This window comes from Roseovarius sp. B-10 (genome assembly GCF_056859295.1).
Window position 1 is genome coordinate 70,612 of record NZ_JBSXOE010000030.1, and the last position, 13,621, is coordinate 84,232.

Genomic DNA, 13,621 nt, shown 5'->3' on the forward strand with positions numbered 1-13,621 from the left:
GCCGGCACGATGACATCCTCTTGCGCAGACATGGCGCGCGTTCTACTAGGCTGGCCATGAGCCAGCCCATGCACGACCGCCTTCTCATCATCGACTTCGGCAGCCAGGTGACGCAGCTTATCGCGCGCCGCCTGCGCGAATTGAACGTCTATAGCGAAATCCACCCCTACCAGAACGTGACCGAGGCGCTGCTCGCAGAGATCGCGCCGCGCGCGGTGATTTTTTCCGGCGGACCCGATAGCGTCACGCGCACAGGCAGCCCGCGCCCGCCGCAGGCCGTCTATGACCTGGGCGTGCCGATTCTTGGTATCTGCTATGGCCAGCAGGTGATGATGCAGGACCTCGGCGGGCGCGTCGAGGCGGGCGAGCACGCAACCGCCGAGTTCGGGCGCGCCTGGGTCACGCCATCGGGGCTGCAAAGCGAGTTTCTCGACGGTTGGTTCGCGGACGGCACGCGCGAACAGGTCTGGATGAGCCACGGCGACCATGTCTCTGAAATCGCACCCGGTTTCGAGGTTCTGGGCACCTCTCCCGGCGCGCCGTTTGCCATCACCGCCGACCGCGAGCGCCGCTATTACGCGGTGCAATTCCACCCCGAGGTGCACCACACGCCCAATGGTCGGCGGCTCTACGAGAATTTCGTGCGGCTGGCGGGCTTTGCGGGCGACTGGACGATGGGCGCCTACCGCGAGGAGGCGATTGCGAAAATCCGCGAGCAGGTGGGCGACCGCAAGGTGATCTGCGGGCTATCCGGCGGGGTCGACAGCTCGGTCGCGGCGATGCTGCTGCACGAGGCGATCGGCGATCAGCTAACCTGCGTGTTCGTGGATCACGGGCTCTTGCGCCTCAACGAGGCCGAGCAAGTGGTTTCGATGTTTCGCGACCATTACAACATCCCGCTCATCCATGCCGACGAGTCAGAGCTTTTCCTGGGTGAGCTTGACGGCGTAAGCGACCCGGAAACAAAGAGAAAGATCATCGGTCGGTTGTTTATCGACGTGTTCCAGAAATACGCGGGCGAGATCGACGGCGCGGAGTTTCTGGCCCAAGGCACGCTCTACCCCGACGTGATCGAAAGCGTCAGCTTCTCGGGCGGGCCATCGGTCACGATCAAGAGCCACCACAACGTCGGCGGCCTGCCCGAGAAGATGGGGCTGAAACTGGTCGAGCCGCTGCGCGAGTTGTTCAAGGACGAGGTGCGCGCGCTGGGCCGTGAACTGGGCCTGCCAGACCATTTCATCGGTCGTCACCCCTTTCCCGGCCCTGGCCTCGCCATCCGCTGCCCGGGCGAGATCACCCGCGAGAAGCTGGAAATCCTGCGCAAGGCCGATGCCGTCTATATCGACCAGATTCGTAAGCATGGTCTCTATGACGAGATATGGCAGGCGTTCGTCGCCATCCTGCCGGTGCGCACCGTCGGCGTGATGGGCGACGGGCGGACCTATGATTTCGCCTGCGCGCTGCGCGCGGTGACGAGCGTGGACGGCATGACGGCGGATTACTACCCGTTCTCACACGACTTCCTCGGCGAGACCGCGACGCGCATCATCAACGAGGTCAAGGGCATCAACCGCGTCACCTATGACGTGACCTCGAAGCCGCCGGGGACCATCGAATGGGAGTGACGGCCCATTAACCCGGGCGCGCGACAGGAATTCTCAAACGACGTCCGACCTTGTATGTTGTTTATCCTGAAGCCACGGGGGTGCGAACATGGAGCTGATCCGTAAAGCGCGGTCGCTATCCCGCACACGAACCACGTCCCGCCGGTTGCGGGCGCGCCGGACATGCTTGCCGCGACAGCAGTACTCGAACGATTTCCACCTCGTGGAGTTTCCGAAATCGGGAATCACGTGGCTGACCGTATTGCTGGCCAATATGTGCCTGCGAAATGGCGGCTCGTCGCATCGGGCGACCTTTTCCTCGGTTCGCTCCTACATCCCCGACCTGGATGCGACACCGGATACGCTCGCCCATGAATTCGCGTCGCCGCAAGTGCGCTTCTACAAGTCGCACAGCAGCTTTGAAGCCGAGATGGCCCATGTCATCTACGTTGTACGCCATCCCCTGAACGTGATGCGAAGCTACCATCGCTACATGACCGGGCTAGACCGGTATTCGGACAGCCTCGAGGCGTTCTGCAATCATCCGGATTTCGGGATCGAGGCGTGGAAACGGCACGTGCATTCGTGGTTCTCCACCCATGTCAATTTCGGCAACCGGTTCCTGCATCTCGTGCGGTACGAGGATCTGCTGTCGGACACCACCGGCGAGCTGCGCGCGCTGGCACGCAATTTCGGCTGGTATTTCGAGGACGACGCGATCACGCGGGCGGTGGACCTGTCTTCGCGCTCGGAAATGCGCGAGCAGGAGGCGCTCGCCCGGCAGCGCAACCCTGGCTATGCTCTGGAATTCGTCTCCGCAGCGGCGTATGAGGCAGCACCGAGGTCCGTCGAACGACGCATCGAACGGAGTTGCCGTGATGAATGCGCCCTTCTGGGCTACGAATCCTGAGTAGTAGTCTCGGGGCACTGAGGGGGCATGCGATGCGGCACGTAATCGCAAGATGGCGGCGGGGAATCGAGGTGGCGCGGCTGGCGCGCGGGCGCGTCGCGCAGCGTGCCGCGGACCCGGACGCCTTGCAGGGCTTCGCGGCCTCGATACGCGACGCCTGCGCGGCGGTGCCTCTGGTGCGGGTCGGCGGCGGGGGTGACGGGGGCTATTTGCTGCCCGATGATTTCGAGGGCATCCGCCACTGTTTCTCGCCCGGCGTCGACGTCACCGCCCGTTTCGAAGAAGAGATCGCGCGCAACCACGGCATCCGATCCTTCATGGCCGATGCAAGCGTCGAGCGCGCGCCGCTCGAAAACCCGCTCTTCGAGTTCGACCGCCGCTTTCTGGGGGCGCAGAGTGATGAGACCTTCATCACCCTGGGCGACTGGGTCGGCGACAAGCTCGGCGAAGAGGCGGATGACGACCTGCTGTTGCAGATGGATATCGAGGGGGCCGAATTCGACGTTCTGATCGAGAGCGATGCCGCCCTGCTGCGCCGGTTCCGCATGATGGTGATCGAGTTCCACGACATGGAGCGCATCTTCGAACGTCACGGCCTGCCGCTCATCCGCGCCATGTTCGCCAAGCTGCACCGGGATTTCGCCATCGTGCACATGCACGCCAACAATTGCTGCGGTATTGCCACGTGCCGCGGCATCGGCGTCCCGCGGGTGTTCGAGATCACCTACCTGCGGCGCGACCGCCTGCCCGCCGGGGCCGCGACCGGCGCGCTGCACCTGCCGCATGCGCTCGACCGGCCCAACGTGGCCGACACGCCCGATATCGCCATGCCCGAGATCTGGTGGCGCGGGTGATCCGCCTGACCGGCACCATGTCCTGCGCGCCCGACGAGGCCGCGACCGTCCGCGACGCGCTGCCCGACCATGTCCGGCTCACGCGGCAAGAGCCGGGCTGTCTGTCCTTTGACATCGCCGAGACCGCGCCGGGCGTGTTCTCGGTCTCCGAGCGGTTTGCCGACCGCGCCGCGTTCGACGCCCATCAGGCCCGCACCCGCGCAAGCGAATGGTGGCAGGTCACGGGCCACATGGCGCGCGATTTCGCACTGGACGGGGAATGACCTTCGTCCCTGCCCCGCCGCATGCCGAGTCCGCTGCCGTGCTGCGGGCGGGGCTGTGGATGCTGGGGGCGGTGGTGTCGTTCTCGTCGATGGCGGTCGCCGGCCGCGCCGTCAGCTTCGAGCTCGATACCTTCGAGATCATGATGTATCGCAGCGTCGTGGGTTTTGTCCTCGTGCTCGGCGTGGCGTGGGTGACGGGGCGGGCGCGCAGCATCACGCTGCGCTCTCCGGGGCTGCACCTCGTGCGCAACATCAGCCATTTCACCGGGCAGAACCTTTGGTTCTACGCTATCGCGATGATCCCGCTGGCGCAGGTTTTCGCGCTGGAATTCACCTCGCCCCTGTGGGTGCTGGTGCTGTCGCCGCTGCTGCTGGGCGAGCGGATGACACGGGTGCGCGCGCTGGCCGCGATCGTCGGCTTCTCCGGCATCCTGATCGTCGCACGCCCGAGCGCCGAGACGATCAACGCGGGCACGCTCGCCGCCGCCGCCGCCGCCATCGGTTTTGCCGGCTCGATCCTTGCCACCAAGCGGCTGACGCGGACCGAGAGCCTGACCTGTATCCTGTTCTGGATGACCGGCACGCAGATCGTGTTCGGCCTCGTTTGCGCAGGCGTTGACGGCGATATCGCGTTGCCCTCGCCCGCCTCCCTGCCGTGGCTGGTCGTGATCGGCTGCGCGGGGCTGATGGCGCATGTGTGTCTGACAACCGCGCTCTCCATCGCACCGGCCACCGTGGTCACGCCGGTGGATTTCCTGCGCCTGCCGCTGATCGCGGTGATCGGCCTCATGGTCTATGGCGAGGCAATAGACGCATGGGTGCTGATCGGCGCCGGTGTGATTTTTGGAGCGAATTACCTCAACCTGTGGGTCGAAACACGAAAACGTTACTGAACGTGAACGGATTCGCGCGAAAACTGTGTCATGCGAGCCACCGCCCAACTCATGTGCATTTGTGACGCGGCGTCAAAGATTGACCGGGGGGGGTGTAACGGTAGTGTGACCGCCAATCATCCAGGAGGAGAGGGACATCATGAAGAAATTCACATTGGCCGCCGCCGCGGCCTGCCTTGCAGCCGGGAGCGCACATGCCGCCAGCATTCAGCGCCATGGGGACCGGTCGCAAATCCTCTTCGAAGAGGGTGAGCGCTACTTCGAGTTTTCCGTGACGAACGTGTCGCCCAGTATCAGCGGCACCGGCACCGGAGCTTTTGCAGGTGCTCAGTCTGGTGATATCACACCGAGCTACCAGACGTACCATTTCGGCTACAAACAGGACATCAACGAAAAGCTCACCTTTGCGATCGTAAGCACAAATCCGGTCGGCGCTGACGTTTCCTATCCGGCCAGGCCCTATCCGTTCGCGACGTCAACGGCGGAAATCAATTCACTCGCCCTGACCGGGTATCTCAAGTACCAGATGAACGACAAGGTCAGCGTCTACGGCGGCCTGCGCTTGCAGTCGCTCGACGGCAACGTGAACCTCGGGGTGGCTCCTCCGGCTGTCTACTCGCTGGACGTGGACAAGGACTACCGGCTTGGTTATGTGCTTGGCGGTGCCTACGAGGTGCCAGAGATCGCGCTGCGCCTGGCCGTTACCTACGAATCCAAAATCGAGCACGAGTTCAAGGACAATAACGGGGCCTCCTTTGACGTGGAGATCCCGCAGGCGGTCACGCTGCATGCGCGCTCCGGTGTCGCCAAGGACACAATCGTCTTCGGCTCTGCACGCTGGCAGGAATGGTCCAAGTTCCAGGTTGGCGCGCCGGATTTTTTGACGAACCCGCTGAACCCGCAAAATCTGCCCATCGCCTCTGGCACCGGGGACTACTGGACCTATGAGCTCGGTGTCGGACACAGGTTTTCCAAGAGCTGGTCCGGGGCACTCATCGTGGGCTATGAGCCCGACAACGGAAAGCTGACGGGCAACCTCGAAGGCCGCGACGGTTTTACCAGCTACGGCGCTGCGATAACCTATACTGCCGAGGCATTCGACGTGACCATGGGCGTGCGGTACTATGATATTGGCTCGGCCACCACGACGACCATCGGCTCGGAATTCTCGAACAACGATGCGCTCGCCACGGGCATCAAGGTCGGCTTCCGCTTCTGATTGCAGCCAAAACTGTATTCCAAAGGCCCGGCAGGTAACTGCCGGGTTTTTTCGTTGCACTTTCAGGCTTTGGGTTTGACCGCCGCTCCCGCTGTGGCTACCACATCACGCGATAACCAAAGGTGGCCCATGATCTACGATACCGCCCAAGCCTGGATGCGTGCCCCCCGCAAGCGAGTGCTGTTTTACGGCATGTCGGGGCTGGGCAAGACCCATGTCTCGCAGATGCTGCGCGACGCGGGCGGCTGGTTTCACTACTCGATAGATTACCGCATCGGCACGCGCTACATGGGTGAGCTGATCGTCGATAACGCCAAGGCGCACGCCATGCAGGTGCCGTTCCTGCGCGATCTGCTGTTGTCGGACTCGATTTATATCGGCTCCAACATCACGTTTCACAACCTCGCCCCCGTCTCCACCTACCTTGGAAAACCCGGCGATCCGGCCAAGGGCGGCATGCCCATTGAGGAATACCGCCGTCGGCAGGAACAGTTCCGGCAGGCGGAGATCAGCGCGCTGATGGATACCGGCTATTTCATCGAGCGCGCCGAGCGGCTCTATGGCTATCCGAATTTCATCTGCGATACCGGCGGGTCGATCTGCGAATGGGTGGACGGCGACGACCCCGGCGATCCGCTGCTGACGGAGCTGTCGCGGCACTGCCTGCTGGTCTATATCGAGGGGTCCGAGGCGCATACCGCCGAACTCGTTCGCCGCTTCGATCGCGCGCCCAAGCCGATGGCCTACCAGCCAGAGTTTCTCGCCCGAATGTGGGAGGAATACCTGAGAGAAAACAAGTGTAAAGCGGACGAAGTTGATCCCGATGCCTTCATCCGCTGGACCTATGCGCGCGCGCTCGCGCACCGCCAGCCGCGTTACGAGCGAATGGCCAAATGGGGCGTGCGCGTGAGTGCCGACGAGGTGGCGCAAGCAACCGACGCCGCCCGTTTCGACGCGCTCATCGCCACCGCCATCGAGCGCCGCGCCGACTGATCCCCGAGGACCACCGACCATGCCGATCAAGATCCCCACCAACCTGCCCGCCCATTCCGTGCTCAAGCGCGAGGGCGTGATGGTGATGGACCCCGGCCACGCCGACCGACAGGATATCCGCCCGCTGCGCATCGGGCTGCTCAACCTGATGCCCAAGAAGATCCAGACCGAGACGCAATTCGCTCGCCTCATCGGGGCCACGCCGTTGCAGATCGAGTTCGACCTCATCCGCATGACCGAGCACCATTCCAAGACCACCGCCGCCGATCACATGGAGAGCTTTTACCGCCCGTTCGCCGAGGTCGCGGCCTCGGGCGACAAGTATGATGGGCTCATCATCACCGGCGCGCCGATCGAGCATCTGGAGTTCGACGCGGTCACCTACTGGGACGAGCTGCGCCGCGTGTTCGACTGGACGCAATCCCATGTGCATTCCACCTTCGGCGTGTGCTGGGGCGGCATGGCGATGATCAACTATTTCCACGGGGTCAAGAAACACATGCTGCCGGCCAAGGCGTTCGGCTGTTTCCGGCACCGCAACATGGTGCCCGCCTCGCCCTATCTGCGCGGCTTTTCCGACGATTGCGTGATCCCCGTCAGCCGCTGGACCGAAATGCGGCGTGACGAGATCGAGGCCGTGCCGGGCCTCAGCATCCTGCTCGACAGCGACGAGGTCGGCCCCTGCATGGTCGAGGACACGGGCCACCGCGCGCTCTATATCTTCAACCACTTCGAATATGACAGCGACACGCTCAAGCAGGAATACGACCGCGACGTCGAGAGCGGCACGCCGATCAACGTGCCGTGCAACTACTATCCCGACGATGACCCGACCCGCGCGCCCTCGAATCGCTGGCGCAGCCACGCGCACCTGCTCTACGGCAACTGGATATCCGAAATCTACGAAACCACCCCCTACGACATCACCAGGATCGGTGTGGAGTCGACCGATTTGCGGGCCTGAGGGATGAAGCTCGCCCTCCTGCTTCTGATCGGCCTTGCGGCACTGGCCGCGCTGACCCTGTGGAAGGCGCGCGTCCACGAGACCCGCGCCGAGGCGGCCTGGCCACCGCGCGGGCAGTTCGTCACCGTGGACGGCCACCGCGTTCACGCGGTGGTGATGGGGCCCGAGGTAGGAGAGGCACCCGACCTGGTGCTCCTCCACGGTGCGTCGGGCAACACCCGCGACATGACGTTTCACCTCGCGTCGGCGCTTGCGGGGCCCTACCGCGTGATCGTGTTCGACCGGCCCGGCCTCGGCTATAGCGACCAGATCGGGCGCGACGGGGCCACGATCACGGAACAGGCGGCGCTGTTGCAGCGGGCGGCGGCCAAATTGGCGGCGACGCACCCCATCGTCCTGGGCCACAGCTATGGCGGTGCGGTGGCGCTTGCCTGGGCGGTGACGCGGCCCGGCACGCTGTCGGCGCTGGTGTCGGTGGCCGGGGCCGCCAAGCCGTGGGACAGCCCCCTGCCCCCGCTCTACCGGGTGCTGTCGCATCCCGTGCTGGGGCCGGTTGCCGCGCCGATCATCACCGCCTTCGTGCCCGACAGCTACGTGGAAAACGCGGTATCGGAGATTTTCGCGCCGCAGGCGCCGCCCGAGGGCTATCTCGGCCATGTCGGCGCGGCGCTGACCCTGCGGCGCGAAACCTTGCGCGAGAACGCACTGCAACGCGCGGGCCTGCTGGCCGAGATCGAGGCGCTGCACATTCGTTATGATGAAATCGGGATGCCGTTGGAGATCGTCCACGGCACCGCCGACACCACGGTGGGCCTGTCGATCCATGCCCGCCCGTTGACCGACCAGGTGCCGGGCGCACACCTGACCGTGCTCGACGGGGTCGGCCACATGCCCCACCATGCCGCCCCCGACGCGGTGATCGCCGCCATCCACCGCGCGGCCGACCGCGCCGGATTGCGCCCGCGCGAGTGAGCGGCCATAGTGGAGGCCCCGAGCGACGAGGCCCCGGCATGGACCTGCCCTATGACGGCGCGATCAGCGCCTTTTTCAACGAGGACGCCCCGCGCGAGGTGCGCGATGCGATCACCCGCGCCGACAAGGACGACGTGCTCGACCCCGGCTTCCCCTATTCCGAGTGCATGGCGCGCAAGACCTACGAGCGCGATCTCGACCGGCTCCAGATCGAGCTGGTCAAGCTCCAGCACTGGGCGCGAAGCACCGGCGCGCGGGTGGCGATCGTGTTCGAAGGGCGCGACGCCGCCGGCAAGGGTGGCACGATCAAGCGCTTCCGCGCGCATCTCAACCCGCGCGGCGCGCGGGTCGTGGCCCTGCCCAAGCCCTCGGACAAGGAGGCGACGCAATGGTATTTCCAGCGCTATATCGACCACCTGCCCGCCGGCGGCGAAATCGTGTTCTATGACCGGAGCTGGTATAATCGCGGCGTGATCGAGCATGTCTTCGGCTTCTGCACCGACGAGCAGCGCGAGTATTTCTTTGCGCAGGTGCCCGATTTCGAGCGGATGCTGGTGCACGAGGGGATTTACCTTTTCAAGTTCTGGCTCAATGTCGGCCGCGCCGAGCAATTGCGCCGCTTCCTCGCCCGCGAGAGCAACCCGCTCAAGCAATGGAAGCTGAGCCGGATCGACGTGGAGGGGCTGGCGAAATGGCCCGACTACACCACCGCCATCGCCGAGACGCTGGAACGCTCCCACACCGATCACGCGCCGTGGACGGTGGTGCGCTCGGACGACAAGCGGCGCGCGCGCGTGGCGGCGATCCGCCACGTCCTGTCGCAAATCGACTATGCGCGCAAGGATCCGTCGGCGGTGGGCGTGAACGATCCCGCGATCATCGGCGGCCCCGACATCTGGAATGGCTAAGCAGGGCTATCACCATGGTAACCTGCGCGAAGCCCTCGTCGAGGCGACGCTCGCGCTTATCGTGGCAAAGGGGCCGCAGGGCTTTACCCTGTCCGAGGCGGCGCGGCACGCGGGCGTGACACCCGCCGCCATCTACCGCCATTTCGCGGGGCGCGACGATCTCGTGGCCGAAACGGCGCGGCAAGGGTACGCGCTGTTCTCCGGGATGTTGTCCGAGGTGTCGGCCGAGCGGGGCGCACCGCGTGTGCGGGCGATGGCGCGGGCCTATCTTGCCTTTGCCGAGCGCTATCCCGGTCACTATATCGCCATGTTCGAAAGCGGCATCGACCTCGCCCGCCGCCCAGCGCTGGCCGAGGCGGCGGGGCGCGCGCGCGACCTGCTGCACGGCGCGTGCGACGGGCTTTGTGCGGATGTCGAGGAGGTCGCCGCACATATCTGGTCGCTCAGCCACGGGGTGGTAGAGCTTTACCTGCGCAATTCCGCCGGGCTGACCGATCCGCCCGAGGCACGGGCGACGCTGTCGCGCGCTCTCGATACCTATCTCTCGGGGCTCGGTCCTCCCGCCTCGCAAACCAGCCGGTAGAGATGCCATGTGGCGTGTCCCAGAAGCGGCAACACCACAAACAGCCCCAGGAACGCCGGCAAGAGCGCCAAGAACGTCAGCCCCGCAACAAGCACGGCCCAGGCGAGCATCGGCACCGGGTTCTCCATCACCACGGTCAGGCTCGTGAGCATGGCGGTCACGAAATCCACCTCGCGGTCGAGCAGCAGCGGCAGAGAAACGACCGTGATCGCGTAGATGAGCAGCGCGAAACACGCGCCCACCCCGGTGCCCACCACCAGCATCGAGAGTCCCTGCGGCGTGAAGTAGATGTCGAACGATGACGATACGTTGGTCATTGTCGAGAGACCGAGAAACAGGGCAAAGATCATGTGGGCGAGAAAGAACCAGAACAAAAACACCATGATGATGATCGCGCAGATCGAGGGCAGTTGCCGCCGCCGCTGCTGCGCGATCACCCCGAATATCTCGCCCGCCACCAACGGGCGGCCCTCGCTCAGCCGGTGGCTCACCTCGTAGAGCCCCACCGCCGCGAACGGCCCCACCAATGGAAAGCCGACGGCGGCGAGGATCAGCCAGTAGCTCTTGCCGGTGGCCCAGGTCACCCCGGCCATCGCCAGCCCGATTGCCACGTAGACCCCGGCGAACAAGAGCCCGTAACCCGGCGCGCGCCGCATGTCCGCCCAGCCCCGCCGCAGCGCCTCGCCCAGCATGGCGAATCGCACCTCCCCCATGTCCGGCACGCCGAACGGGCGTGTCTGCGTTTCGGTCATCGGCAATCCTCCTCTGCCGGCAGGAGCGTAGCCAAGGCCGGGCCAGCCGCAAAGATCGAATTGGAAGTCAGCTTTTGCCGCTGCCAGGGTTCGGCGGGATCGAGTAGGTCAGGCTCGCGCGCGCCACCGGCGCGTCTACCCCATCGGAGAAGATCAGCACCTCGCCCACGGCCAGCACGCGGCCGACCTTGAGCAGGCGACACTCGGCAATCAGGTCGGTGTTCGCCGCGGGCTTGCGCATGAAGTCGATGGAGCAATTCGTCGTCACGGCCAGCGCCTCGGGTCCGATCATCGCCAGAAGCCCGAGATAGACCGCCACGTCGGCCAGCGCAAAGATCGACGGCCCCGATACCGTCCCGCCGGGCCGCAAATGCCGCTCGCCCACTGCGAGGCGCACGCGGATACGCCGCTCGCCCACCTCCTCGATGACGAAATCCTCAGCCACCTGCGGAAATTCCCGCCCGAGAAAATGCGTGAGCTCGGCGGCGTCCATCGTGACGGTCATGCTTTTCTCCCTGCCCGGTTTCGTGCCAGAATGGCCACAACACCGAAAGGGAGACAAGATGGCAATTCTCGACCGCGACGACAGCGGCGCAATCGCGCGGCTCACCATGAATTCACCGGGCAACCTCAACGCGCTCTCGGACGCGATGCTGGCGGCGCTCAGCGCCGAGTTCGCGCGGCTGGCCGAGGATCACTCGATCCGGGTGGTCACCCTCACGGGCGCGGGCAAGGCATTCTGCGCGGGACACGACCTCAAGGAAATGCAGACCGCGCGCCAGTCCGAGGACAAGGGCCGCGCCTATTTCGCCGACCTCTTCTCGCGCTGCACTGCCGTGATGACGGCGATCCGCAACCTGCCGCAACCGGTGATCGCCGCACCGCACGGCATCGCCACCGCCGCCGGCTGTCAGCTCGTGGCAAGCTGCGACATGGCGGTGGCGGCGCATGGCACGCGCTTTGGCGTCAACGGCGTCAATATCGGGCTCTTTTGCTCCACGCCGATGGTGGCACTCAGCCGCAATGTGCCCCGCAAGCAGGCGTTCGAAATGCTCACCACCGGGCAGTTCATCGAGACTGACCGTGCGCAAGAGCTTGGCCTCATCAACCGTGCGGTTGAGCCCGCGAACCTGCAGGTTGAGACCATGGCGCTGGCCGAAACCGTCGCCGCCAAGCTCGGCACAGCAGTGCGCATCGGCAAGCGCGCCTTCTACGAGCAGGTAGAGATGGGGCTCGATGACGCCTATGCCCATACCGGCGCGGTGATGGTCGAGAACATGCTCGACCGTGATACCGACGAGGGAATCAACGCCTTCCTGCAAAAGCGCCCCCCCGAATGGCAGCAATGACCGGGCCGCTGCATATCGTCGGTGGCGGCATGGCAGGCTCGGAGGCCGCGTGGCAGGCCGCAAACATGGGCGTGCCGGTGATTATCCACGAGATGCGCCCAAGCGTGGGCACCTTCGCACACCGCACCGGCGACCTCGCCGAGATGGTGTGCTCCAACTCGTTCCGCTCGGACGATGACGAGCAGAACGCCGTGGGTCTCCTGCACTGGGAGATGCGCGCGGCGGGCGGGCTGATCATGGAGATGGCCGACCGCCACCGCCTTCCTGCCGGTGGTGCGCTCGCCGTGGATCGCGACGCGTTTTCGCGCGCGGTAACAGAGCGGCTCGCGCAGCACCCGAAAATCACCGTGCAACCCGATGAAATCACAGAGCTTCCCGAGAATGGTCACTGGATCATCGCGACCGGACCGCTGACCTCGCAAGGGCTCGGACAGGCCATCGCCCGAGAGACCGGCACCGACGCGCTCGCGTTCTTCGACGCCATCGCGCCGATCGTGCATTTCGACAGCATCGACATGTCCCGGGCGTGGATGCAGTCGCGCTATGACAAGGGCGAGACCGAAGACGAACGCACGGCCTATCTAAACTGCCCGATGGACAAGGACCAATACAACGCCTTCATCGACGCGCTTCTCGCCGCCGACAAGACCGAGTTCCACGAGGGCGAAACCGCCAATTACTTCGACGGCTGTCTGCCCATCGAGGTGATGGCAGAGCGCGGGCGCGAGACGTTGCGCCACGGCCCGATGAAGCCCGTGGGCCTGACCAACCCGCACGCGCCGGACGTGAAACCGCACGCCGTCGTGCAATTGCGCCGCGACAACGCGCTTGGCACGCTCTACAATATTGTGGGCTTCCAGACAAAGATGAAGTATGGCGCGCAAACTGCTGTTTTTCGGACGATTCCCGGATTGGAGAACGCGCGCTTTGCGCGGCTTGGCGGCATTCACCGCAACACGTTCCTCAACTCACCGACATTGCTCGACGACCGGCTGCGCCTGCGCGCCCGGCCCAACATCCGCTTTGCCGGGCAGATCACCGGGGTCGAGGGCTACGTGGAATCCGCCGCCATGGGGCTCGTCGCCGGGCGGCTCGCCGCCGCCGAGATCAAGGGCCTTGCCCTGCCCCCGGTGCCGCAAGACAGCGCAATGGGCGCGCTCGTCCATCACGTCACCAGCGGCGCGGATGCCAAGACGTTTCAACCGATGAACGTCAATTTCGGCCTGTTCCGGCCCGTAGACGGGCTCAAGGGCGGGCGGCGCGGGCGGCGCGACCGCTACAAGGCCTATACCGACCGCGCCAAGGCGGCTTGGCAGGGTTGGCTCGCGATCGACGAGATTAGCTGTGCTTCGTAACC

The 13,621-nt window shown here is 65.0% G+C and carries 15 protein-coding genes; 13 read left to right on the forward strand and 2 right to left on the reverse strand.

Translation table 11 applies throughout. From position 1 onward, the window contains the following. Positions 1–56: 56 nt before the first annotated feature. From guaA to AC13D8_RS08035, 11 genes are all read left to right on the forward strand, one after another. The gene (gene guaA / locus AC13D8_RS07985) at positions 57–1,625 is read left to right on the forward strand and encodes a glutamine-hydrolyzing GMP synthase (RefSeq protein ID WP_482968410.1); all 1,569 of its coding nucleotides are present in this window, start codon (positions 57–59) and stop codon (positions 1,623–1,625) included. 166 nt (positions 1,626–1,791) lie between these two features. After that, a complete protein-coding gene (locus AC13D8_RS07990) occupies positions 1,792–2,514 on the forward strand; it encodes a sulfotransferase domain-containing protein (protein WP_482968411.1) in 723 nt (240 codons plus the stop codon). A 32-nt stretch (positions 2,515–2,546) separates the two neighbouring features. Next, positions 2,547–3,368, forward strand: coding sequence for an FkbM family methyltransferase (locus AC13D8_RS07995; RefSeq protein WP_482968412.1), 822 nt, complete (start codon positions 2,547–2,549; stop codon positions 3,366–3,368). Further along, the gene (locus tag AC13D8_RS08000) at positions 3,365–3,631 is read left to right on the forward strand and encodes a putative quinol monooxygenase (protein WP_482968413.1); all 267 of its coding nucleotides are present in this window, start codon (positions 3,365–3,367) and stop codon (positions 3,629–3,631) included. The genes AC13D8_RS07995 and AC13D8_RS08000 overlap by 4 nt, the downstream gene beginning before the upstream one ends. Beyond that, positions 3,628–4,524: a DMT family transporter gene (locus AC13D8_RS08005; protein WP_482968414.1), complete on the forward strand. Its 897-nt coding sequence runs from the start codon at positions 3,628–3,630 to the stop codon at positions 4,522–4,524. The genes AC13D8_RS08000 and AC13D8_RS08005 overlap by 4 nt, the downstream gene beginning before the upstream one ends. Before the next feature lie 139 nt (positions 4,525–4,663). Further along, on the forward strand, positions 4,664–5,743 hold the full coding sequence (locus AC13D8_RS08010; protein ID WP_482968415.1) for an OmpP1/FadL family transporter: 1,080 nt from the start codon (positions 4,664–4,666) through the stop codon (positions 5,741–5,743). Positions 5,744–5,872: 129 nt separating this feature from the next. Then, positions 5,873–6,736 (forward strand): ATPase, encoded by an 864-nt coding sequence (locus AC13D8_RS08015; protein WP_482968416.1) that lies wholly within the window; start codon positions 5,873–5,875, stop codon positions 6,734–6,736. Between the two features lie 19 nt (positions 6,737–6,755). Then, positions 6,756–7,700, forward strand: a complete 945-nt coding sequence (metA, locus tag AC13D8_RS08020) for a homoserine O-acetyltransferase MetA (protein WP_482968417.1) — start codon at positions 6,756–6,758, stop codon at positions 7,698–7,700. Between the two features lie 3 nt (positions 7,701–7,703). After that, complete coding sequence (locus AC13D8_RS08025) at positions 7,704–8,672, forward strand: alpha/beta fold hydrolase (RefSeq protein WP_482968418.1); 969 nt, start codon at positions 7,704–7,706, stop codon at positions 8,670–8,672. 38 nt (positions 8,673–8,710) lie between these two features. Further along, positions 8,711–9,580, forward strand: coding sequence for a polyphosphate kinase 2 (ppk2, locus tag AC13D8_RS08030; RefSeq protein WP_482968419.1), 870 nt, complete (start codon positions 8,711–8,713; stop codon positions 9,578–9,580). Beyond that, the gene (locus AC13D8_RS08035) at positions 9,573–10,163 is read left to right on the forward strand and encodes a TetR/AcrR family transcriptional regulator (protein WP_482968420.1); all 591 of its coding nucleotides are present in this window, start codon (positions 9,573–9,575) and stop codon (positions 10,161–10,163) included. Before ppk2 ends, AC13D8_RS08035 begins: the two co-directional genes overlap by 8 nt. Here AC13D8_RS08035 and AC13D8_RS08040 read toward each other — a convergent pair. After that, a complete protein-coding gene (locus AC13D8_RS08040; protein ID WP_482968421.1) occupies positions 10,118–10,915 on the reverse strand; it encodes a DUF2189 domain-containing protein in 798 nt (265 codons plus the stop codon). The two genes, AC13D8_RS08035 and AC13D8_RS08040, sit on opposite strands and share 46 nt — an antisense overlap. A 67-nt stretch (positions 10,916–10,982) precedes the next feature. Further along, positions 10,983–11,420, reverse strand: a complete 438-nt coding sequence (locus AC13D8_RS08045) for a PaaI family thioesterase (protein WP_104020491.1) — start codon at positions 11,418–11,420, stop codon at positions 10,983–10,985. A 58-nt stretch (positions 11,421–11,478) separates the two neighbouring features. On the opposite strand from AC13D8_RS08045, the gene AC13D8_RS08050 reads away from it, so the two are divergent. Together AC13D8_RS08050 and trmFO are read left to right on the forward strand one after the other, a co-directional pair. Beyond that, positions 11,479–12,264 carry an enoyl-CoA hydratase gene (locus tag AC13D8_RS08050; RefSeq protein WP_482968422.1) on the forward strand — a complete coding sequence of 262 codons (786 nt, stop codon included), beginning with the start codon at positions 11,479–11,481 and terminating at the stop codon, positions 12,262–12,264. Then, complete coding sequence (trmFO, locus tag AC13D8_RS08055; RefSeq protein ID WP_482968539.1) at positions 12,261–13,619, forward strand: methylenetetrahydrofolate--tRNA-(uracil(54)-C(5))-methyltransferase (FADH(2)-oxidizing) TrmFO; 1,359 nt, start codon at positions 12,261–12,263, stop codon at positions 13,617–13,619. The genes AC13D8_RS08050 and trmFO overlap by 4 nt, the downstream gene beginning before the upstream one ends. The last annotated feature ends 2 nt before the right edge of the window (positions 13,620–13,621 follow it).

What these genes read in the sequence shown, in the direction of transcription:
- AC13D8_RS07995 (WP_482968412.1), top strand. Translation starts at nt 2,547, where the DNA reads ATGCGGCACGTAATCGCAAGATGGCGGCGGGGAATCGAGGTGGCGCGG.
- trmFO (WP_482968539.1), top strand. Translation starts at nt 12,261, where the DNA reads ATGACCGGGCCGCTGCATATCGTCGGTGGCGGCATGGCAGGCTCGGAG.
- AC13D8_RS08045 (WP_104020491.1), bottom strand. Translation starts at nt 11,420, where the DNA reads ATGACCGTCACGATGGACGCCGCCGAGCTCACGCATTTTCTCGGGCGG.
- ppk2 (WP_482968419.1), top strand. Translation starts at nt 8,711, where the DNA reads ATGGACCTGCCCTATGACGGCGCGATCAGCGCCTTTTTCAACGAGGAC.
- AC13D8_RS08005 (WP_482968414.1), top strand. Translation starts at nt 3,628, where the DNA reads ATGACCTTCGTCCCTGCCCCGCCGCATGCCGAGTCCGCTGCCGTGCTG.
- AC13D8_RS08040 (WP_482968421.1), bottom strand. Translation starts at nt 10,915, where the DNA reads ATGACCGAAACGCAGACACGCCCGTTCGGCGTGCCGGACATGGGGGAG.
- AC13D8_RS08035 (WP_482968420.1), top strand. Translation starts at nt 9,573, where the DNA reads ATGGCTAAGCAGGGCTATCACCATGGTAACCTGCGCGAAGCCCTCGTC.
- guaA (WP_482968410.1), top strand. Translation starts at nt 57, where the DNA reads ATGAGCCAGCCCATGCACGACCGCCTTCTCATCATCGACTTCGGCAGC.
- AC13D8_RS08025 (WP_482968418.1), top strand. Translation starts at nt 7,704, where the DNA reads ATGAAGCTCGCCCTCCTGCTTCTGATCGGCCTTGCGGCACTGGCCGCG.
- metA (WP_482968417.1), top strand. Translation starts at nt 6,756, where the DNA reads ATGCCGATCAAGATCCCCACCAACCTGCCCGCCCATTCCGTGCTCAAG.
- AC13D8_RS08010 (WP_482968415.1), top strand. Translation starts at nt 4,664, where the DNA reads ATGAAGAAATTCACATTGGCCGCCGCCGCGGCCTGCCTTGCAGCCGGG.
- AC13D8_RS08050 (WP_482968422.1), top strand. Translation starts at nt 11,479, where the DNA reads ATGGCAATTCTCGACCGCGACGACAGCGGCGCAATCGCGCGGCTCACC.
- AC13D8_RS08015 (WP_482968416.1), top strand. Translation starts at nt 5,873, where the DNA reads ATGATCTACGATACCGCCCAAGCCTGGATGCGTGCCCCCCGCAAGCGA.